Annotated in this window: 18 protein-coding genes; 10 read left to right on the top strand and 8 right to left on the bottom strand. The window is 69.8% G+C overall.

The genetic code is table 11. The features are described from left to right. Positions 1–21 precede the first annotated feature (21 nt). Positions 22–1,395 (top strand): 4-aminobutyrate--2-oxoglutarate transaminase, encoded by a 1,374-nt coding sequence (gabT, locus tag A4X17_RS09090; RefSeq protein WP_064295330.1) that lies wholly within the window; start codon positions 22–24, stop codon positions 1,393–1,395. Then, positions 1,392–2,396 (top strand): asparaginase, encoded by a 1,005-nt coding sequence (locus tag A4X17_RS09085; RefSeq protein WP_064295329.1) that lies wholly within the window; start codon positions 1,392–1,394, stop codon positions 2,394–2,396. Before gabT ends, A4X17_RS09085 begins: the two co-directional genes overlap by 4 nt. Positions 2,397–2,427: 31 nt before the next feature. Here A4X17_RS09085 and A4X17_RS09080 read toward each other — a convergent pair whose 3' ends face one another. Further along, positions 2,428–5,481, bottom strand: coding sequence for an FtsK/SpoIIIE domain-containing protein (locus tag A4X17_RS09080; protein ID WP_064295328.1), 3,054 nt, complete (start codon positions 5,479–5,481; stop codon positions 2,428–2,430). Positions 5,482–5,572: 91 nt separating this feature from the next. Then, positions 5,573–6,379, bottom strand: coding sequence for a PP2C family serine/threonine-protein phosphatase (locus A4X17_RS09075; protein ID WP_064295327.1), 807 nt, complete (start codon positions 6,377–6,379; stop codon positions 5,573–5,575). Positions 6,380–6,572: 193 nt separating this feature from the next. Between A4X17_RS09075 and A4X17_RS09070 the strand changes: the two genes are divergently transcribed. The 3 genes from A4X17_RS09070 (at position 6,573) to A4X17_RS09060 (ending at position 10,037) form a co-directional block, all read left to right on the top strand. Further along, positions 6,573–7,055, top strand: coding sequence for an Lrp/AsnC family transcriptional regulator (locus tag A4X17_RS09070; RefSeq protein ID WP_064295326.1), 483 nt, complete (start codon positions 6,573–6,575; stop codon positions 7,053–7,055). 76 nt (positions 7,056–7,131) lie between these two features. After that, entirely contained in the window at positions 7,132–8,868 is a 1,737-nt protein-coding gene (locus tag A4X17_RS09065) for a cell wall metabolism sensor histidine kinase WalK (RefSeq protein ID WP_064295325.1), read from the top strand. Continuing rightward, positions 8,865–10,037: a diguanylate cyclase domain-containing protein gene (locus A4X17_RS09060; RefSeq protein ID WP_064295324.1), complete on the top strand. Its 1,173-nt coding sequence runs from the start codon at positions 8,865–8,867 to the stop codon at positions 10,035–10,037. The genes A4X17_RS09065 and A4X17_RS09060 overlap by 4 nt, the downstream gene beginning before the upstream one ends. A gap of 19 nt (positions 10,038–10,056) precedes the next feature. Here A4X17_RS09060 and A4X17_RS09055 read toward each other — a convergent pair whose 3' ends face one another. Continuing rightward, positions 10,057–10,695 (bottom strand): hypothetical protein, encoded by a 639-nt coding sequence (locus A4X17_RS09055; RefSeq protein WP_064295375.1) that lies wholly within the window; start codon positions 10,693–10,695, stop codon positions 10,057–10,059. Between the two features lie 199 nt (positions 10,696–10,894). On the opposite strand from A4X17_RS09055, the gene A4X17_RS09050 reads away from it, so the two are divergent. Both A4X17_RS09050 and A4X17_RS09045 read left to right on the top strand, forming a co-directional pair. Next, a complete protein-coding gene (locus tag A4X17_RS09050; protein WP_064295323.1) occupies positions 10,895–12,391 on the top strand; it encodes a glycosyltransferase family 2 protein in 1,497 nt (498 codons plus the stop codon). Further along, positions 12,388–12,765 (top strand): hypothetical protein, encoded by a 378-nt coding sequence (locus A4X17_RS09045; RefSeq protein WP_064295322.1) that lies wholly within the window; start codon positions 12,388–12,390, stop codon positions 12,763–12,765. Before A4X17_RS09050 ends, A4X17_RS09045 begins: the two co-directional genes overlap by 4 nt. A gap of 64 nt (positions 12,766–12,829) precedes the next feature. Here the strand turns inward: A4X17_RS09045 and A4X17_RS09040 are convergent, their stop codons facing one another. Both A4X17_RS09040 and A4X17_RS09035 read right to left on the bottom strand, forming a co-directional pair. After that, positions 12,830–13,783: a response regulator transcription factor gene (locus tag A4X17_RS09040; RefSeq protein WP_369808451.1), complete on the bottom strand. Its 954-nt coding sequence runs from the start codon at positions 13,781–13,783 to the stop codon at positions 12,830–12,832. A 55-nt stretch (positions 13,784–13,838) separates the two neighbouring features. Beyond that, positions 13,839–14,900 carry a glycoside hydrolase family 6 protein gene (locus tag A4X17_RS09035; RefSeq protein ID WP_064295321.1) on the bottom strand — a complete coding sequence of 354 codons (1,062 nt, stop codon included), beginning with the start codon at positions 14,898–14,900 and terminating at the stop codon, positions 13,839–13,841. Positions 14,901–15,117: 217 nt separating this feature from the next. On the opposite strand from A4X17_RS09035, the gene A4X17_RS09030 reads away from it, so the two are divergent. Then, positions 15,118–16,932 (top strand): BCCT family transporter, encoded by a 1,815-nt coding sequence (locus A4X17_RS09030; RefSeq protein WP_082916043.1) that lies wholly within the window; start codon positions 15,118–15,120, stop codon positions 16,930–16,932. A 9-nt stretch (positions 16,933–16,941) separates the two neighbouring features. Here the strand turns inward: A4X17_RS09030 and A4X17_RS09025 are convergent, their stop codons facing one another. After that, positions 16,942–17,910: an aldo/keto reductase gene (locus A4X17_RS09025; RefSeq protein WP_064295319.1), complete on the bottom strand. Its 969-nt coding sequence runs from the start codon at positions 17,908–17,910 to the stop codon at positions 16,942–16,944. Between the two features lie 108 nt (positions 17,911–18,018). Here A4X17_RS09025 and A4X17_RS09020 point away from each other — a divergent pair, with 108 nt between their 5' ends. Together A4X17_RS09020 and A4X17_RS09015 are read left to right on the top strand one after the other, a co-directional pair. Continuing rightward, the gene (locus A4X17_RS09020; protein WP_231884338.1) at positions 18,019–18,567 is read left to right on the top strand and encodes a methylated-DNA--[protein]-cysteine S-methyltransferase; all 549 of its coding nucleotides are present in this window, start codon (positions 18,019–18,021) and stop codon (positions 18,565–18,567) included. Continuing rightward, positions 18,564–19,151 (top strand): DNA-3-methyladenine glycosylase I, encoded by a 588-nt coding sequence (locus A4X17_RS09015; RefSeq protein ID WP_064295318.1) that lies wholly within the window; start codon positions 18,564–18,566, stop codon positions 19,149–19,151. The genes A4X17_RS09020 and A4X17_RS09015 overlap by 4 nt, the downstream gene beginning before the upstream one ends. A 10-nt stretch (positions 19,152–19,161) precedes the next feature. On the opposite strand, the gene A4X17_RS09010 is transcribed toward A4X17_RS09015, so the two are convergent. Both A4X17_RS09010 and A4X17_RS09005 read right to left on the bottom strand, forming a co-directional pair. Then, positions 19,162–19,923: a YaaA family protein gene (locus A4X17_RS09010; protein WP_064295317.1), complete on the bottom strand. Its 762-nt coding sequence runs from the start codon at positions 19,921–19,923 to the stop codon at positions 19,162–19,164. A 4-nt stretch (positions 19,924–19,927) separates the two neighbouring features. After that, the gene (locus A4X17_RS09005; protein ID WP_064295316.1) at positions 19,928–20,203 is read right to left on the bottom strand and encodes a F0F1 ATP synthase subunit epsilon; all 276 of its coding nucleotides are present in this window, start codon (positions 20,201–20,203) and stop codon (positions 19,928–19,930) included. Between the last annotated feature and the right edge of the window lie 2 nt (positions 20,204–20,205).

Below are 20,205 nucleotides of genomic sequence, written 5' to 3'. Positions count from 1 at the left end.
GTCGCGCTACGCTGGAGGACTATGACTGACACGCTCGACACCACGGACCAGACGACCGCCTCCGCCCCCAGCGTGACGCAGGAGCGTCGCATCGTGACGGCCGTCCCGGGCCCGCGCTCACAGGCGCTGCACGCCCGCCGGACCGCAGTCGTGTCCGATGGCGTGTCGAGTGTCCTCCCGGTGTACATCGAGCGCGCGCACGGCGCCATCGTCGTCGACGTCGACGGCAACCAGTTCATCGACCTCGGTGCCGGCATCGGCGTCACCACCATCGGCCACACGGAGTCCTCCGTGGTCGACGCCGTCCAGGACCAGGCGGCCGACGTCCTGCACACCCTGTTCACGATCACCCCCTACGAGGAGTACGTGCGCGTCGCGGAGCTCCTCGCCGAGCACACCCCGGGCGACTTCGCGAAGAAGTCGGTGCTCGTGAACTCGGGCGCCGAGGCGGTCGAGAACGGCGTGAAGATCGCCCGCAAGTACACCGGTCGGCGGGCTGTCGCGGTGCTCGACCACGGCTACCACGGTCGCACCAACCTGACCATGGCGATGAACTACAAGGCCGCCCCGTACGCGACCGGCTACGGCCCGTTCGCCGGCGACGTCTACCACGCCCCCAACTCCTACCCCTACCACGACGGCCTGTCCGGAGCGGCGGCTGCTGCCCGCACCATCGCCTACCTCGAGAAGCGCATCGGCGCCACCGACCTCGCGTGCCTCGTGGTCGAGCCGATCCAGGGCGAGGGCGGCTTCGTCGTCCCCGCGGAGGGCTACCTCCCCGCGCTCCAGGAGTGGTGCACGGCCAACGGCGTCGTGTTCATCGCCGACGAGATCCAGAGCGGCATGGCGCGCACCGGCGAGTACTTCGCGAGCTCGCACTTCGGCCTCGTCCCCGACCTCGTGCTGAGCGCGAAGGGCATCGCCGGCGGTCTGCCGCTCGCTGCGGTCACGGGGCGTGCCGAGATCATGGACGCGAGCCAGCCCGGCGGCCTCGGCGGCACCTTCGGTGGCAACCCCGTCGCGTGTGCCGCGTCGGTCGCGGTCTTCGAGTCGATCGAGTCCCGTGGCCTGCTGGCCGAAGCGGATCGCATCGGCGCCACCCTGACGGCGGCGCTGCTCGAACTCCAGGGCAAGTACGACATCATCGGCGACGTCCGCGGCATCGGTGCGATGATCGCGATGGAACTCGTCCAGCCGGGTACCGCCTCGACGACGAAGGAGCCCAACCCGGCCGCCGTCAGCGCCATCGCCGCAGCCGCCGCGCAGCAGGGCGTGCTCGTCCTCACCGCCGGCACCTACGGCAACGTCCTCCGCTTCCTCCCGAGCCTCGCGGTCTCCGACGAGCTCATCGCCGACGCGATGACGGTCATCGATCAGGCGCTCGCAGCACTGTGAGCACGGCGGTCCCCCAGACCTTCGGTGTCTCGGACGCGGTGGAGTTGGCCGTCGTCGAGCGCAGCGGCTTCATCGAGTCACGACACGCCGGGTCGGCGATCGTCCTCGGGCCGGAGGGCGAAGTGCTCGCGAGTCTCGGAGCACCGGACGCACCCGTCTTCCCCCGTTCGTGCCTCAAGCCCTTCCAGGCCATCACGATCATGAACGCCGGGGTGTCCCTCGAGGGCGCTCAGGCAGTGCTCGCCACCGCGAGCCATGCGGGGACCCGGAAGCACGTCCAGGTCGTCCGCAGCATGCTCGGCCGGGCCCGGATAGAAGACTCGGCGTTGCAGTGCCCGGCCGATTGGCCCGGTGATCGCGTATCCCGCGACGAGCTGGTCCGGGACGGCCTCGGCACGAGCCCCCTGTACATGAACTGCTCCGGGAAGCACGCGGCCATGCTGCTCGCCTGCGCGCAGAACGGGTGGGACCAGGCGACGTACCTCGAGCCCGACCACCCGTTGCAGCTCGCCGTCCGCGACACCGTCGAGCGCTTCACCGGCGAGAAGCCCGCCGCCAGCGGGGTCGACGGCTGCGGGGCGCCGGTCTACGCGATCTCCCTGACCGGACTCGCACGCGGCATCGGACGCGTCGTCAACTCCTCCCCCACCTCGCCGTTCGCCCTGTACCGGAATGCCGGCCTGCTCACAGCGGCGGTGCTCGCCAACGGCTGGGCACTCGACGGACCGGGGCGGGCGAACACGCTCGTCATCGAGCGCCTCGGCCTGTTCGCGAAGCTCGGGGCGGAAGGCGTGATGGTCATGTCGGCACCCGGCGGCGCGACCGTCGCGCTGAAGGTCCTCGACGGCTCGCTCCGGGCCTCGACGATCGTCGCCCTCCGGCTGCTCGTCTCGGTCGGAGCGCTCGATGCGGCCGCCGTCGACGCCCTCGAACCGGAACTCGACCTGGCCATCCACGGTGGAGCCGCCGTCGTCGGGCGGATCGCCGTCACCGCGGTCTGACCACCCGGCCGACAGCCTCGGTGCCTTCGGGTCAGGAACCGAGCAGGTCCACACGCATCGCCTCCTGTCCGACTCGCCACCACCAGGCACGGCCGCTCGCGTAGCCGAGGAGCGGTGGGAGTTCACGGCTCCTGGTCACCTGTCGGAAGTCGGCGGCGGAGCAGCCGTGGACCACCAGGTCAGCACCGGCGGTGCTCGGCGGAAGGTCTCGCCCGACGACCAACCGGCCCGACAGCCACGTCTCGGGGTCGACGAGGACGACGATCGCGGCGTCGTCCTCCAGGACGTCGCTCTCGATGCCCGCGACGCCCGCGAGCGGTGCAGACGGGAACAGGTGCGCCGCCGGTTCGATGAGCCGCACGCGTTGCTCCGTACCGGTCGACCGCTGCAGCATCGCCCGGACCGCACCGGTCGCGCGCGTGACGATGACGGTCGCGCGTGCCGGGCTCGGCCGCCAGCGGTGGACCCCGGGCGCCGAGGACGGAGACGCCGGAGACGGTGGAGCGAGCGCGATCTGCACTTCCGCGTCCTGCCAGTGCGCGCGGCCGGCGGGTCGGCGTGGATCGAAGCAGGAGGCGGGTGCGCCGGCGACGAGATGATCCTGCCGATCGGCGAGGCGGAGGACGAGCGTGCTGCTCAGCTGAGCCGAGAACCGGTGGACCACACCGCCGAGCCGGGAGGCGGCGAGGACGACGCTGATACCGCGGCGGCCGCCGTCTCGAAGCAGGCCCAGCAGTGCGTCGCGGAGGGCGGCGCCGTGCTCGTCCCCGGCGGTGGCGAGGAGCGACTCCACGTCGTCGACGAGAAGGAGGGTGCGCTCGGTCGGGCGGAGCGGATCCGACAGCGCCATGACGGTGTCCCAGGCCTGCTCGGCATCCTGGCCGACGCGCTCCACGCGGAAGCGATCGCACGCGCCGACCTCGAGCGTGTCCAGCAGGGTCGTTCGACCGGAACGTCCGGTGCCGAGCACCAGCAGCGAGCCGTCGTGCTCCGGACACCACACCGCGGGGCGTTGCGCCTGCTCCTCGGGGAGGTCCGCGAGGCCGAACACGATGCCCTCCCCGGGAGGACAGTCGACACCGGTGCTCTCCGAGCCTCCGGCACGTCCCGCCTCGATCGCCGAGACGGCATCCAAGGCCAGGCGTGCCGGCAGGGGGTCGAGCCATGGTCGCCGAGGTGCAGGCGCGTCGCGCCACCGCTCACGCACCGCGAGGACGTCGTCGGACGACGTGACCGCGGATTGGAACACGAGTCGTCGGTCGCCGTTCCAGACGATGCAGCGGCCCGGTGTTCCGGCCGGGATCGCAGCTGCATCGGGCACACCGAGGATCGCGGCGCTGTCGGGGCGCGAGGTGACCCGGAGCGAGAGACGGAGCGTGCAGTTCGCGAGGATGGCATCGGCGGCGACCGCCGCCGGACGCTGACTGCAGAGGATCAGGTGCAGGCCGAGCGATCTCCCGCGGGCCGCGAGGTCTGCGAACACCTGATGGAGGTGCGGGCTGGCGTCGAGCAGCGCCTGGAACTCGTCGACGACGACGACGAGCCGTGCCGGGCGATGCTCCGGCAGAAGCACGGGGTCGAGCAGATGCCGAGCCCCGTGTCCGGCGAGCACACGCTCGCGGTGGCGGAGCTCGGCGCGCAGACTCGACACGACCCGGTCCGCCGCTCCCGGTTCGAGGTCGGTCACCATCCCGACCACGTGCGGCAGGGCTTCCACCGCTTGGAAGGAGGCGCCGCCCTTGCAGTCGACGAGGAGCAGGGAGAGCTCCTGCGGCGAGCACTGCGCGGCGAGAGCCGTGATCCAGGTGATGAGCAGCTCGCTCTTCCCGCTCCCGGTCGTGCCGCCGACCAGCGCATGGGGCCCGTCCGCCCCGAGGTCCAGCAGCTGCACGCCCTCGACGCCGGTGCCGACGGCGACCCGGAGCGCATCCGGCCGCCAGTCGGATCCCGCCGGCGGGCGACGGCCCCGCACCGGATGCACCTGCGCGAAGGCGACGTCGGTCGGCAGACTCGAGAGGGCCGGGGACTCCCCCGTCGTGAGTGCGGCTGCGGTGAGCGCCCCGACGACGTGCTCCGCCTCGGCTTCCGCGAGCAGGGTCGGCGACACCGACACGGACGAGGAGGCGCCGGTCCCGTCGGCGAGGACGGTCTGCCCGTCGGCGCCGAGCACGAGCAGGTGTCGGCAGCGGGTGGGGATGAGCTCGACGGTGTCGGACAGGGCGACGAGCACACCGCCGGTCGGTGGGCGTCCTCCCGAGCGCCCCGCGGCGGCCCCGACCGCTTCCCAACGCTCGACGACCGAGACGAGGGTCGTCGGGTCCGCCGCGCCCCCGTCGCGCACCGGCTCCACCGGGTCCGAGACCGCGCGGTGCGGGAGGTCCTCCAGGAACGCCCAGGTGCGGTCGTCGGGAGCCGCGGGGTCCCCGGAGAACTGCGCTGCCTGCGGCGGGAACTGTCGGGCGAGCTGCAGGAGGATGCTGCGGGCCACCGCGCGCGCGAACACCTTGCCACCGACGATGCCGATCCCCTCGACCGCGTCGACCACGACCGGCGCCTCGGACAGCCGTGCCGCCCACGCCCACTGGTCGTCGTCGGCCCCGGCATCCACCCGGACGGCACTCTTCGTCTCCCCTCGCCCGATGCAGACGAGCGTGCGGCGGGCCTCCGGTACCCGCCACCTGGCGCGATCAGGTCCGTCGAGGACGTCGAGGAGCCGACCGGCAGGGTGGAGTGCTCGCAGTTCCTCGCGTTCCTCGGCATGCGCTCGCGCGACGTCCTGTTCCAGCTCCTGCGTCGCAGCGTCGTACGCCGCACGCGCCCGTCGTCCGCGCCGCCGTCTGGTCCAGCGTGCGTCGATGTAACCGGCGACGGCGATGAGGGGCCCGAGCGCGGCGAAGACGAGGGTCACGGGTGAGCCGGTGATCGCGAACAGGGCGACCGACCCGACGACCGGGGCGAGACTTGCGAGGATCGGGAGCGACCCGTTGGGCGGCTCTGCCGGTGGGCTGGGGGCACGGAGGCGGGCCGACGTCGTCGCGGGCCGGTGCGAGTTGGTCGCGGAGGGCGTCACGTCCGAAGAGCTCATGGCTCCAGTGGAGCACCCAGCGGCCGTGACCGGCTGACGGGACGGTCCGACCGGGCGCGAAGCCCGCGCGAGCAGCGGCTGTGGAGCGGGCTCAGGAGGCGGGCTGCTCGACGCTCTCGTCCACGGCCTCGTCGATCGCCGCGATATCGAGCACGATGACCGAGACGTTGTCGCGTCCGCCGTTGTCGAGGGCGGCACGTAGGAGGAGTTCGGCCGCGTCGACCGGCGTGGCCCCCTCCGTCAGGAAGTACCAGATCCCGTGGTCGGTGAGTTCCTTCGTAAGCCCGTCCGAGCAGACGAGCCATCGGGCACCGGTCTCGATCGGGAAGAGCTCGACGTCAGGTACGGGGTCGTCCGACGGACCGACGGCCCGGGTGATCATGTTGCTGTTCGGGTGGAACTCCGCCTCCTCCGGGCTGATCGCCCCTGCGCGGATCAGCTCCTGGACGATCGAGTGGTCCTCGGTGACCTGGACCAGCTCGCCTTCCTGCAGGCGGTACACCCGGGAGTCGCCGATGTTGAAGACCGCGACGCGACCCTCGCCCTCGTCCGCCGTCAACACGACACCGGTGACGGTCGTACCCATGCCGAGTTCGCCCTCCTCCGCGGTGTCGATCATGTCCGCGACGGCCATGCGCAGCGCGTCGACGAGACCGTCGACGGTGAGGATCTCGGCTCCCTCGGTGGCCTTGGTGAGGCGGTGCGCGACCGCCGCACTCGCGACCTCGCCGGCGGAGTGCCCACCCATGCCGTCGGCCACGGCGAACACGGGAGGGAGCGCCACGAAGGCGTCCTCGTTCAATTCGCGCCGCTTGCCGACATCGGTCATGCCGGCCCACGCGAGTGAGACTCGACGCCCGCCGGGCAGCGTGACGGTCCGTTGCCCGTGCTCGGTCACGTCTGCTCCTCTAATACGGCTGGCGGTGGCTGATGCACCCTCGACGATAGTACGGTACCGGCCGACCGCAGGTCCGCCCCACCCGGCTCGGCGGATTCCGTCCGGGGATCGGCGACGACGGATCCGCACGCCAGGATCGGTCGGGCCTGCGGATCCGCTTGCCGCGACCCGTCTGCGCTGTCATGATCGACGCATGACACGAGCGAGCTCCGATGCACCGGCGAAGGCGGCGCCGCCCGACGACACGTCGAAGGCGATCATCGAGCAGCTCCAGACCGACGGACGTCGCTCCTACGCCGAGATCGGGAAGGCCGTCGGGCTCAGTGAGGCCGCCGTACGGCAACGGGTGCAGAAACTCACGGAGTCCGGCGTCATCCAGATCGTCGCGGTGACCGACCCGATGCAGCTGGGCTTCACCCGGCAGGCGATGATCGGTGTCCGTGTGACCGGTGACACGCGAGTGGTCGCGGACCGCCTGTCCGCGTTGTCCGCCGTCGACTACGTCGTCCTGACCGCCGGCTCCTTCGATCTGCTGGTCGAAGTGGTCTGCGAGGACGACGAGGAACTGATCGCGCTGCTGAACGACGAGATCCGCACCGTCGACGGCGTCTCCGGAACCGAGACCTTCGTCTATCTGCGCCTGCACAAGCAGCTCTACGACTGGGGCACCCGCTAGGGGGATTCTCCCGCGCCAGCGCAAGCCGTCCCTCGTATCACGCTCCGCCACCCCCCGACAGAGGTACGCTCGACCCATGCCCGCGAAGCCGACCGGAGAACGGACTCCCCCGTCCGGCCCGTCGACGTCGGGTGACACCGCCTCGGCACCGGGTCGCGCGGACACCGGCCCCACGAGAACGGGCCCGCACGCGGTCGAGGTCCCCCGACGCGTCGGCCGGATGACCGGCTACAGTGCCTTCCCACAGCTGCTCTTCGGCCTCGCGGTCGTCGCGATCCTGTTCGCCACGCTCCTGTTCCAAGGCGTCGACGACAACTCGGTCCTGTTCTACGTCGGCGTGATCCTGGCGTTCATCGCCACGGCACTCGCACCGATCGTGCCCTGGCACCAGGCACCGCGCCTGCTCATCGTGCTTCCCATCCTCGACATCATCGCCATCGCACTCATCCGGCAGGGCGAGCCACTGATCGGTGCGGGCCTCCTCTGGGTCTTCCCGACCATCTGGATGGCGACGGCCTTCGGCCTCGCCGGCGCCGTCACCGCCATCGTGCTCGTGTGCACGTCGAGCTGGTCCACCCTGGCGATGACACCGGGGCAGATCACGATCGCCAACCTGCCGGCGCTCGTCATCCTGCCGACGGTCCTCGCGTTCGTCGCCGTCTCCACCGCGATGACGGCGAAGCGGACGGAGGCGCAGCGCGTGCTGCTGAACAAGCAGGCCGGCCAGCTCGAGACCGCCCTGGGTCGCGCGCAAGACCAGGAGAGCCGCCTCGCGGAGATCCTGAACGCCGTGAACTTCGGCGTCGTCCGCTTCGACCGCATCGGAGCCAGAGCGATGGTGAACCGGTTCCAGACGCGGCTGCAGGACGAGGTCGGCGAGCTGTCCGACGTCAATCCTGCACTCCCGGTGTGGGCCGAGGACGGACTGACCCTCCTCCAGCCGCAGGACAAGCCGTACATCCGCGCACGTCGTGGTGAGGAGTTCGAGAACCTCACGGTGTGGCTCGGCGCCCCCGGCACCGAGCGGATCGCCCTCGCCCTCACCTCCCGCCGCCTCTACGACCACGAAGGCGGATACGACGGCACGGTGCTCGTCTCGCGCAACGTCACGAGCGAGATCAACGCGATCCGCGCCAGGGACGACCTGGTCGCCTCCGTCTCGCACGAACTCCGGACGCCGCTGACGTCCATCCTCGGCTACCTCGACCTCGCCCTCGACGACCCCGGCCTCCCCCCGCGGGTCGCGAAGCAGCTCACGATCGCCCAGACGAACGGCGATCGACTCCTCGAACTCATCGCGGACATCCTCGCCGCCTCGCGCGACGTGAACCGGACCATGGTGCTCGAACGCTCCGAGTGCGAGCTCCGGGAGATCGTCGACCGGTCGGTCGAGTCGTTGGCGCACCTGGCCGCCGAACGGAGCATCAGCATCGTACGCCACGACGAGGAGACCGTGCCGCTCTTCGCCGACCCGTTCCGCCTCCGGCAGGTCGTCGACAATCTGCTCTCGAACGGCATCAAGTACAACCGCGACGGCGGGGAGCTGAGCGTCGGCGTCACCGCGGAGGGCGACACCGCCTGGGTCATCGTGCGCGACACCGGCATCGGCATCTCCGAGGAGGATCAGCCGAAGCTCTTCGAGCGGTTCTTCCGCTCCGACCTCGTCCGCAACTCCACGGTGCACGGCAGCGGTCTCGGCCTCGCGATCAGTCGGGACATCGTCCGCTTGCACGGCGGCGACCTCACCGTCCACAGCGTGCTCGGTGAGGGCACGACCGCGGTCGTCCGTATTCCGAGAGGCGGCACCGAATGACCTTCGACAGCGAGACCGTCGCGGTGATCAACGCGCTCGTGATCTTCGTCTGCGGCGCCACGTTCATCGTCAACACCTTCATGCGGAAGGACGACGCGAGCGGGCGGGTGTGGTCCGTGTCCTACATGGCCGGGATGTTCACCAGCTTCTCCTACGTCGTCAGCGCGCTCAGCCAGGAGGCCTGGTGGGCGACCGCCGCCGGGAACGGTGGCTACGTGCTGAGCATCGCCGCCCTGTGGTCCGGCGCACGGCTCTTCAACGGCAAATCGAGTCTGCTCTGGGTCTCGCTCGTCGGAACGGCGGTCACGATCGTCGCCGCGCTCGCTGCCGGGCCCTCGGGAGGCCCCTGGGCGGGCGCGCCTGCGACGTTCCTGTGCATCGCCCTGTTCGCGGGCCTCGGCACCGCGGAGACGCTCGTCGGCGCGATGCGGGACAACCCGACCACCCGTGGCTTCACCATCGTGCTCGGCATCGCGTCCCTGTTCTTCGCAGCCCGGCTGATCACACTCCTCGTGGAGGGGCCGGACGGTGCGTTGTTCACGACGCTCTTCGGGACCGTGGCCGCCTCGCTGCTGCTGATCGCGCTCCTGATCGTCGCGACCGTGGTGCTCTCAGTACTGCGTGCGGAGCGGGCCGCGCCGGCGAGCCGACGGCACGGGAGCATCGTCGCGTACACGGGTGACGACGTCCTCCTCCAGGAGTCCTTCGTCCGCATCGTCGAGGACTGGCTGGAGCGGGCCAACTTCCACGACGAGCAGCTCGCGATCCTCCACGTCCGACTCGACGACCTCGATGAGATGACGACGGCGTTCGGAGCGGCGTTCAGCAGCGAGGTCGCCGAGGGGTTCATCTCCTCGGTCCGTCGATACGGTCCGACGCTCTCCGACATCGGCGAGGACGGCGCCGGGTGTCTCCTGATCGCGACCCCCGCGGTGGATGCCGACGTCGCGCTCCAGGCGGCCAAGAGCATCCAGGACGGTCTGCTCGACCACCCGGTCGAGACCACACCGCGCCTGCGCCCGACGGCGAGCATCGGGATCGCGTTGACCGACTACCTCGGATACGACGTCGCCGTCCTCACGCGCGCCGCCGGCGACGCCAGCCTGCGTGCCGCGGCAGCCGGCGGGAACCGCACGGTCCTCGCCTCATCGTCGCCGACGGGCCGCTGACGGCTCCGCGGGACTGCGGTCAGGCGCGCGGGGCGATCGCGATCGTGAGGGTGTCCACCGCAGTCTGCTTCGCATACTCGGCGGACGTCGGCGTCGCCTGCACCAGCAGCTCGTAGGTGATCGTCAAGGTGACGCCGGTCGCCGCGCTGTCCACCTCGGGCAGGACGAACGTCTGGCTGTAGCTGTACGGCGCCTTGATGAGATATCCCGGCGCCACCGTCGACTGGTCGGTGAACGGCGCAGGCGACTCCAGCTGCCCCTTCGGCCCGTGGACCGTCGTGGTCAGCGTCACACGCGACAGGTAGAGCGCCTGGAGGTCGTCGGGGTTGAGCACGCCGCTGAGCGAGAAGCTCACGGGCTTGTTGACGTCGGCGGTCCACGCGTCCATCGACAGGGTGGACCAGTAGTCGACCGTGAGGGTCGCTGCTCCGGCGGTCAGCGTGTGCTTGGCGCTGCCGCTCGCGAGCTCGTTCGTGATGGCGCTGACCGTGGGCCTCGGCGTCTTCGAGGCGCTCGGCGAGGTCGTGGGCTGCGCACCCGGTTCCTCCCAGGGCGGCGTACCGCACGCGCTCAGACCGAGGACGAGCACGGCGGCGGTCGCAGCCTGGAGCACGTGCTGCACGCGCCGGTTCCGGGCCGGGCTGGGGTGGATCGACATGAGACTCCTGACGGGTTTCGGAGGGATGATCGAGTGGTCCTCGCGGGTCCGCATGACCCACGAACTGGGGCCAGGGCGAATCTTGAGGAAATCCTGAGGCGACGCTATCGCATTCACGCGCGAAAGCCGCGCCGAACGCGGCAGAGTTGCAACTGCAGCGCGACCCGCTGCACTCGACCCTCTCGGAACAGGACCCCTGATGTCAGAACTCGAAGCGCGACCGGACAACGCTCGGCCCAACGCCCAGCAGCCTGACCCTCGGTACATTCAGACGCAGCCGCTTCTCGCACCCGAACTTGAAGCGTACGCCAACGAGTTCATCGACTCGGTCAACTCGCTCCCCGAGTACCGCGCGACCATCGGGTGCATCATCCCCGCCTACAACGAGGAGGAGTCGCTGCCGGCCGTGCTCGCCTCCCTCCTCGAGCAGACGCGGATGCCCGACGTGATCCACGTGGTCATCAACAACACGACGGACCGGTCGGTGGACGTCGCCGCGCCCTACGCCGGCCCGCACTCCCGCGTCGACGAGGACGGCTACGAGCAGTTCACCGAGGTGTTCATCCACGACATCGGGAAGAACCCCGACAAGAAGGTGGGCGCGCTCAACTACGGCTTCACGCTCGTCGAGGGCTACGACTACCTGCTCGGCGTCGACGGTGACACGGTCGCCGACCCGACCGCGATCGAGTCGCTCGAAGCCGAGATCGTCTCGGACAGTCGCATCGGCGGCATCTCCGCAATTTTCTCGATCGATGACGAGCCGTTCAAGAAGCAGATCGTCCCGGCGTTCCTCATCGCCGGCCAGCGCACGCAGTTCGCCGCGTTCAACATGCAGAACATGCTCCGGGGCCGCAACATGGCCGTGCTCGGCGGACAGTACTCGATCTTCTCCGTCCAGGCGCTGCGCGACGCCATGGAGCAGAACCACCAGTCCACCCCGTGGGTCAAGGACTCCGAGGTGGAGGACTCGCTCCTGTCGCTGCAGATCAAGAGCGCGGGCTACCTCACGAAGATCAGCGCCCGCGCCCGTGCCGACGTCGGTGGCATGACCACCGTCCGCTCGCTCGACGCCCAGCAGGTCAAGTGGAACTACGGCGCGATCGAGCTCATGTGGCCCGGCCAGCGCGGCGACACCAAAGGACAGCCGCTCCACCCGAACCTCCGACTGCGGTGGCTCGAGAACGCGGAGATGCTCCTCAACATGGTCACGCGCATCCTCTTCGTCGTGCTGCTCGCCGGCTCGCTGTCGATCCACGCCTTCGTGTTCAGCCCGGTGTGGCTCATCCCACCGCTGATCGCGATCCTCCTCAACCTGCGTATCGCGCTGTCGATGAAGAAGCGGAACGTGCGCGACATCCTCTTCGCGGTCCTCGTCTTCCCGGCCGAGTTCTACATGTGGATCCGCATGGGGCACTTCATCCGAGCCTGGTCGAAGTTCGCGTCGAACAAGAAGGTCGACAACTGGGCCGAGCAGGCGAAGGCCGAGCGAGGCTCGGGCAACGCGCACCTCGCGCCGCTCCTGTTCGTCCTCGCCGCCATCATCGCCATCGTCGCAGCCTGGACCCAGCTCTCCCCCGTCGTCCAGTCCACGATCCTCTGGGCGGGCTGGCCGGTCCTCGGCGTCATCACCGTGCTGCAGACGCTCAGCATGTTCGGCAAGCTCATCCGTCGTCAGCGCGGCTACCGGGTGTGACCTCCCCCGACCCGGGCACGGTCGACGCCGACGAACTGCGCAGGTTGCTCCGAGAACTCTCGGGCGACCTGCGCAGTCGTCGTCGCTTCGTCCAGACCTACGTCGAGATGTGGCCCATCCGTCTGGCGCGTCTGCGAGCGGCTCTCGACGCCGACGACGCCGACGAGGCCAAGGTCGTGCTCCTGAGCATCCGCTCCTCCAGCGTCATGCTCGGCGTGATCGGGGTGTCCGGACTCGCGAGTGCCGGGCTCCGGGCGATCGAGCAGGGGCAGTTCGAACGCGCGCGCGAGATCCACGGCGCGCTCGACGAGGTCGGCCGTCGAAGCTGCGACCGGCTGCTCGAACTCGACGCGGCGGACGCGGCGGAATCCTGAGCTCCGGCCACCCGGCGTCGTTCGTCGCCGGTGAGCCTGCGTCGCGGTCGGAACCGCGGCGTTCTCAGTCGTCGGAGGTCATGCGGTAGCCGACGCCGCGTACCGTCTCGATGAACCGCGGCGCCACCGTGCTGTCCGCGAGCTTCCGTCGCAGGTTGGCGAGATGCACCTCGATCGCACGCTTGTCGGCTTCGCTGACGTAGTAGGCCGTGATGTAACTCTCGCCACGGAGCATGAGCGCGAGATCAGCCTTGCTGCGCACCCGACGACGGGACTCCATCAGTGCCTGCAACAGGTCGAACTCGCTCCGGGTGAGGTCCACTTCGGTGCCGTCGACCTCGACGATGCGGGTCGCCGAGCTGAGCTTCAGACCGCGGTGGACGAGCCACCCCTCGCCGTCGTCAGGCGCCGCGGCGGCCGGTTGCATGATGATCGGGACGACCGACTGACCGACGGGCGCGACATGACGCGCGACGGTCTCGTGCACGATCGTGGGGTCGGGCGACGACATCTGCTGCTGCAGCGGCGGCGTGGCGACCTGGGCCGGCGCGGCCGGAGCGGCTGCAGCCGGCGCCACCGCGGTCGGAGCCGGTTGTGCCGGTGCCACAGCGGCGACGGCCGGAGCATCCCCGTTCGCGCGAGGCCGACGGAGCATCGCCTCGATGCGGGCACGGAGCTCGCGCGGACGGAACGGCTTGGTCATGTAGTCGTCGGCGCCGGAGTCGAGGCCCTGCAGGGTGTCGATCTCGTCGCCGCGCGCGGTGAGCATGACGATGTAGGTGGAACTGATGGCGCGGATGCGCTTGGCAGCCTCGAACCCGTCGATACCCGGCATGCTGACGTCGAGGGTCGTGACGAGGGGGTTGTGCGTCCGGACCGCCTCCACTCCGTCGAGACCGTTCGCTGCGGACACCGTCTCGAAGCCGGCCTGCTCCAGGACGGTCTCGAGCAGTTGGCGGATGTCCGCGTCGTCTTCGATGACGACCGCGGTACGACGTTCGCTCAGCTCTTCGGTCACGATGCCCCTACCCGTTCCACCCGTCAGCGACGTGCCGGATGTGGCCGGTCCCGACTCACCACGCGCTGAATCCCTTGGCCAGTTGCACGGCCTGCTCCGGCCACCATACCCCAGCAAGGGGGCCACCGTTGCACGCTCCGTCGCTCTCTCCGGGGGCTTTCACCCAGAGGTTCGCGTCGAGGTGTTCGGCCTGCGCGGTGAGGGGCTGCTGCCCGACCGTCCGGCCGGACGGATTGCACCACTCGCCGTTCGAGCCGCTGCCGTTCCGAGAGGTGTCGATCACGTAATGGGCGCCGTCGAGGAGGCCGCTCAGCTCCTCCGCATAGGCGATCTCGTCCTCGGTCGTGTTGTAGTTGGAGACGTTGGTGGCGAAGCCGGTGGCGTCGGCGACACCGGCCTCCCGGAGGAGCTCGGCCATCTCGGCGGGCGGACGCCAGTCGGAGTGCCCACCGTCGAGGTAGACGGGGACGGTCGCGTCCGCGAACTGCTCGGTCGCGGCTGCCAGTTGCCGCATCCGCGCGGTGCGGTCACCGCAGTCCGGTGCAAGCGCGACGGCATCCGGTTCGAGGATCACGGCGACGCGGTGATCCGCGACGGCGGCGACGATCTCGGCGACCCAGTCCTGGTACTCGTCACTCGACAGCCCACCTGCGGACTGGTTGCCGCAATCCCGCTCCGGGATGCCGTAGACCGTGAAGACCGGCATGGAACCGGAGCGTTCCGCGGACCGGACGATCTCGGAGACGGTGTCCCGGACGGTTCCCATCGGGTAGCGCTCCGGCACGAGCCAGATCGCGGTCGGCTCCGCCGCGAGCCGCTCCGCCGCTGCGAGCTGTTGGGCGACATCGGTCGGGTCGCCGCTCGAACCGCCGCTCGTCCCGGCCGTGGCGGAACTCGTCGGTTCCTCGGTCGCGTCCGCCGGGCCGGCCGCGGCGGCGCGAGCGGCCAGCGAGGACGGATCGACGTACAACTGCGCTCCGTCGAACGGGCCGGCGGCGGCGTTCGGGACACGGCTCACGAGCGACACCGCGAGTGCACCGCCGGCGAGGAGGACGGCGACGACGCCGAGGGCGACGGCCGTCCGGGCACGTCGTCGGTCGCGGGGTGTTCTCGGCACGGATCCTCCTGCATGGTCATCCGCAATTGTGCCCGACATTCCCGCGGTACGGTGTCGATTCCCGCGAATCCGTGCCCCGAGTGGGGGACGGATTCGCTCAGTGGCCGCATGGACGGCCCCACGACGCGCCGAGCTCCGCGAGCGACCCGCCCACTGGGACTGCACACCAGGGCTCCCACCGCAATGTTGTCCGGATCGCCGCTGCTCCCTACCCTTGATGATCGGGGCGACGCAAGGTCGCCCGCCCGGCCCGAGGAGCGCACACGTGAGCACGAAGACCATCCCCACCTCCGACGCGGCGGCCGGTGACGCCCCCGCGAAGGTCATCCCCTGGGTGCTCGGGCCCTCCCTCGTCGTCATCCTCGGTGTCGCGCTGTTCTCGATCCTGCTTCCGAAGCAGGCAGAGTCCGTCTTCAACGCGATCCAGTCCGGCATCATCGGTGGCCTCGGGTGGTACTACGTCCTCCTCGTCGCGGCCTTCGTCATCGTCGCGATCGTCTTCGCCGTGTCGAAGTTCGGCGACATCAAGCTCGGCAAGGACGACGACGAACCGGAGTTCTCACTCCTGTCCTGGTTCTCCATGCTCTTCGCGGCCGGCATGGGCATCGGCCTCGTCTTCTACGGCGTCGGTGAACCGTTGACACACTTCCTCGAGCCGCGTCCCGGCGTCACGGGGTCCGAGCAGTCCCTCGCCCAGCAGGCGATGAGTCAGACGTACCTGCACTGGGGCCTGCACGCTTGGTCGATCTATGCGGTCGTCGGCGTGGCCCTGGCCTACGCCGTGCACCGGAAGGGACGACCGATGTCGATCCGCTGGGCGATCGAACCGCTCCTCGGCAAGCGCGTGCAGGGCGGCTGGGGCAACGCGATCGACACCATCGCCGTCATCGGCACCGTCTTCGGCGTCGCGACCTCACTCGGACTCGGTGTGCTGCAGATCTCTGCTGGACTCGGCTACACGGGCATCGCCGAGCCGAACATCCTCACCCAGGTCATCCTCATCCTCGTGATCACCGGGGTCACGATCTTCTCCCTCGTCTCCGGTGTGCACAAGGGCATGAAGTGGCTCTCGAACACCAACCTCATCCTCGCCGGGCTCCTCCTGTTCTTCGTCCTGTTCGCCGGCCCGACGCTGTTCCTCCTGCGCGAATGGGTGCAGTCGATGGGCGCCTACCTCCAGAACGTGGTCGGACTCACCTTCAACGTCTCCGCGTACCAGGGTGCTGCGGGCGAGGCCTGGCAGTCCTCGTGGACGACCTTCTACTGGGGATGGTGGATGTCGTGGGCGCCCTTCGTCGGCGTCTTCATCGCCCGCATCTCGAAGGGGCGCACCGTGCGGCAGTTCGTGCTCGGCGTCCTGCTCGTCCCGACCCTCGTCACCTTCCTCTGGTTCGCCGTGCTCGGTGGCACCGCCATCATGCAGTCGCTCGAGGGTCGTGACTTCAGCGGTGCCGACGGCCCGGTGGATCTCAACACCGCCCTGTTCAACATGCTCGCAGGCCTCCCCGGCGGATCGATCGCGACCGTCGGCGCCCTGCTGCTGATCCTCCTGTTCTTCGTGACCTCGGCCGACTCGGGATCGCTCGTGATGGGCATGCTCACCACCGGCGGCACGGAGCCGCGGAACCGGGTCCGGATCGCCTGGGCACTCGTGACGAGCCTCCTGGCCATCTCGCTGCTCATCGCGGGCGGGCTCGCGTCGATGCAGACGGCGGCCATCATCACGGCGCTGCCGTTCAGCGTCGTGATCATCCTCATGTGCGTCTCCTCGTTCAAGGCATTCGGCATCGAGGTGCGACGGGAGCAGCGGGCGAAACGTCGCCTGTTCGCCGCAGAGCTCACCGAGAGCGTGTCAGCGGACGTGAGCGAACAGCTGTCCGATCAGGTCTCCGAACAGGTCACGGAGCACTTCGGGACGATGACCGCCCAGCTCGACCTCCGGCAGCTCGCCTCCCCGGACGCCCCGGGAACATCGGCCCCGTCCCCGGACCCGCAGCAGCAGGACCCGAAGCAGCGCCGCTCGAAGGACTGACCAGGCGGCTCAACCGACGGGGAAGCGGTCCGAGATCCAGGCCGCTTCCTCGGCGGTCGGCGACCACGCCGAACCGGCTGCGGCGTTCGCGCGGATCTGCTGCGGAGTGGTCGCGCCGGCGATGACACTCGAGAGTCCGTCCTGGGCGAGCAACCAGCCGAACGTCGCCTCCAGCATGGAGATGCCGCGTTCGTCGCAGAAGGCCCGGTAGGCCTCGATCGCGTCCCAGGGCGCCGTGTCGAGCAGGTGCTTGCGCTGGCGCATGATGCGGCTGTCCGCCGGCCCGCCGTCGCGGGAGAACTTCCCCGTGAACAGGCCGTTGTAGAGCGGGAAATACGGAAGGAAGCCGACGCCGGCGGCGCGCATGGCCGGGAACAGCTCGCGCTCGGCGCCCCGGACGAGCAGGCTGTACTCGTTCTGGGCCGAGATGAAGGCCGGGTGGCCGGCGGTGCGAGCCGCCCAGTCCGCCTCGGTCAGCTGCCAACCGGCGAAGTTCGAGTGGCCGGCGTAGCGGATCTTCCCCTCGTGGACGAGTTCGTCCAGGGCGGCGATCGTCTCCTCGATGGGCGTGAACGGGTCTGGGGTGTGCAGCTGGTAGAGGTCGATCCAGTCGGTGCCCAGGCGGCGGAGCGAACCCTCGACGGCGAGCCGCACGTAGCGACGGGAGCCCTTGGCGCCCCAGTTCGGGATCGGGCTCTCGTAGTCCACATGGCCGAACTTGGTCGCGAGGACGATCTCATCCCGCCGTCCGGCGATCGCCTGCCCGAGGAGTCGTTCGCTCAGCCCGTACTCCCGGCCGTAGATGTCGGCGGTGTCGAAGAGGGTGATTCCGGCGTCGATCGCGGCGTCGACGACGGCTCGCGTGCCGTCCAGGCTCTCGGTGACCGTGCCCTCGCGGCCGAAATTGTTGCAGCCGATGCCGACCGCTGAGACGAGGAGGCCGCTGCGACCGAGTGGGCGATAGCTGAGATCAGACATGCGTCCAGGCTAGCCCGACCGTCCTCCACAGGCACCCGTCGGCCCCCGACGTCACGGTCACGGCCGTGTGACGCATCGCGCCGATCACGGGCTTCCTACGCTCGGTGCATGACCACACACCTCACCGTCACCGATCCCGTACTCCCCTGCTCCGTCATCGCCGAACCGTCCGCCGAGGGCTTCCTCCGGATGCCGACGCCGGTGGGGCGGATCGAGCTCCGCTCGGTCGACGACGCGGTCTCAGCCGTGCGCTTCGAACGCCACGGCCGACTCCCGCTCGACGGAACGGACGAACGCCCCACCGCGGTCCTCCTCGACGCCGCGGAGCAGATCGACGAGTACTTCCGCGGACGACGCACCGTGTTCGACCTCCCGATCGTCACGACCGGCACGCCGTTCCAGCAGGCGGTCTGGTCGGCGCTCGGCGAAGTGCCGTTCGGCGACACCACCGGGTACGGCGCCCTCGCGGCCGCGGCCGGTGCCCCGCAGGGCGGCCGGGCGGCCGGCCAGGCGGTTCGGGCGAACACCATCGCGCTCCTCATCCCCTGTCATCGCGTCCTCGGAACCGGGCGGATCGTGACGGGCTATTCTGGCGGAGACGGACCAGCCACCAAACGCTGGCTCCTCGACCACGAAGGGATCCCGTACCGCCGATGAGTCCAGTCTCCCCGACCATCGTCGGCACCGACGGCCTGACCCGCTGCGCTTGGGCCGGGACGGACACGGAGTACCAGCGCTATCACGACGAGGAGTGGGGCGTGCCGCTCCACGGACAGCGGCAGGTCTTCGAGAAGATCAGTCTCGAAGGGTTCCAGGCGGGGCTCTCCTGGATCACGATCCTTCGGAAGCGACCGGCTTTCCGGGAACGGTTCCACGGCTTCGACCTCGACGCCGTCGCAGCCATGACGGAAGCTGATGTCGAGAGCCTGCTCGATGACGCCCGGATCATCCGGCACCGCGGGAAGATCAACGCGGTCATCGGCAATGCCCGCACCGCCCTCGAGCTGGGCGACGACCTGGACGAGCTCCTCTGGAGCTTCGCTCCCCCGTCACGGCCGGCCCGGTTCGCCCAGTGGACCGAGGTGCCTGCGGTGACCCCCGAGTCCACCGCGCTCAGCGCCCACCTGCGGAAGCGCGGCTACCGGTTCGTCGGCCCGACGACGATGTACGCCCTCATGCAGTCCGGAGGGCTCGTCGACGACCACCTCGTCGGCTGCTGGCGCTCGGAGAGCGCTCCCTGATCCGAAGGGGTCAGACGACGAGGGCGAGCTCGGTCACCCGACCGTCGTCGGCACGGGCGTGGACGTCGAGCACCCACCCGGTCGATCGCGCCCAGTCGAGCAACGAGTCGACATCAGGGTGGTCGACACCGGCCTCCAACAGCGCGCGGGTGAAACGGCCCTTGCCCTGCTTGTTGAAGTGGTTGAGCGCGCGACGGCGGCCATCGTCGCCGACCGTGAGCACGCGCAGGTAGACGGCACCGGCGCGGTCCGGCAACGGCCCGAGCGCCGCGTAGCCTTCCGAGCGCAGGTCCAACAGGACACCCGGGACGGCGTTCAACTCGCGGGCGACGGGCCCCGCCCAGTGCCGCTTGAGCACGAACCCCGGGAGCCTGGAGTCGTGGGAGAGCCGATAGGCCGGAATGGGATCGAGCGCGCCGACCGGGCCGAGCAACGCCGAGTGCACGACCAGGTGCTGAGCGGCGAAGCGTCGGGCGTCTGCTGGGAGTGTGGCGGCTTCGAGCGCGTCGTACAGCACCCCCGTGTACCGGTCGATCGCCGGCATGGTCGCGGACGTCGCCGCCACGCGGTTGCGCTGGACCTCGCCGAGCTGCTTGGGACCGAGCTTCAGAGCCTTCACCGTCGCAGCCTCATCGGCGGCGAGCGACACCAGGGCGTCGAGGCAATCGTTCCGGGACGAGGAGAGCCCTGGAAACCGCAGCAGGGCGGTGTCCAGGGCTCGTCCGTCGCCGCCGTCCCGCTTCGTCTCCGAAGGGGGAAGGAGGATCAGCACCGAATCAGGAGCTGGTCACGAGCGTGGCGTTGCCGGCCACGACGGTGACGGTGTTGTTCTCGACCGACAGGAAGCCGTCTTCAGCGTTCGCGACGATCTTCGAGCCGTCTTCGAGCGTGACACGGACCTCACCGGCGGCGAGGATGGCCAGCATCGGCTCGTGGCCGGGCAGGATTCCGATCTCGCCGTCGACGGTCTTCGCGATCAGCTGGCGTGCCGGGCCCGACCACACTTCGTGGTCGGCCGCGACGACGCTCACGGTCAGAGGAGCGGAGGCCATGA

The organism is Plantibacter sp. H53 (assembly GCF_001650455.1).
Lineage (GTDB): Bacteria > Actinomycetota > Actinomycetes > Actinomycetales > Microbacteriaceae > Plantibacter > Plantibacter flavus_A.
The sequence above is the reverse complement of the archived record's forward strand: the minus strand, read 5'-3'. Positions and strand labels throughout refer to the sequence as shown.

What these genes read in the sequence shown, in the direction of transcription:
- A4X17_RS09080 (WP_064295328.1), bottom strand. Translation starts at nt 5,481, where the DNA reads ATGAGCTCTTCGGACGTGACGCCCTCCGCGACCAACTCGCACCGGCCC.
- A4X17_RS09025 (WP_064295319.1), bottom strand. Translation starts at nt 17,910, where the DNA reads ATGTCTGATCTCAGCTATCGCCCACTCGGTCGCAGCGGCCTCCTCGTC.
- gabT (WP_064295330.1), top strand. Translation starts at nt 22, where the DNA reads ATGACTGACACGCTCGACACCACGGACCAGACGACCGCCTCCGCCCCC.
- A4X17_RS09005 (WP_064295316.1), bottom strand. Translation starts at nt 20,203, where the DNA reads ATGGCCTCCGCTCCTCTGACCGTGAGCGTCGTCGCGGCCGACCACGAA.
- A4X17_RS09050 (WP_064295323.1), top strand. Translation starts at nt 10,895, where the DNA reads ATGTCAGAACTCGAAGCGCGACCGGACAACGCTCGGCCCAACGCCCAG.
- A4X17_RS09055 (WP_064295375.1), bottom strand. Translation starts at nt 10,695, where the DNA reads ATGTCGATCCACCCCAGCCCGGCCCGGAACCGGCGCGTGCAGCACGTG.
- A4X17_RS09015 (WP_064295318.1), top strand. Translation starts at nt 18,564, where the DNA reads ATGAGTCCAGTCTCCCCGACCATCGTCGGCACCGACGGCCTGACCCGC.
- A4X17_RS09030 (WP_082916043.1), top strand. Translation starts at nt 15,118, where the DNA reads ATGATCGGGGCGACGCAAGGTCGCCCGCCCGGCCCGAGGAGCGCACAC.
- A4X17_RS09065 (WP_064295325.1), top strand. Translation starts at nt 7,132, where the DNA reads ATGCCCGCGAAGCCGACCGGAGAACGGACTCCCCCGTCCGGCCCGTCG.
- A4X17_RS09060 (WP_064295324.1), top strand. Translation starts at nt 8,865, where the DNA reads ATGACCTTCGACAGCGAGACCGTCGCGGTGATCAACGCGCTCGTGATC.
- A4X17_RS09070 (WP_064295326.1), top strand. Translation starts at nt 6,573, where the DNA reads ATGACACGAGCGAGCTCCGATGCACCGGCGAAGGCGGCGCCGCCCGAC.
- A4X17_RS09020 (WP_231884338.1), top strand. Translation starts at nt 18,019, where the DNA reads ATGACCACACACCTCACCGTCACCGATCCCGTACTCCCCTGCTCCGTC.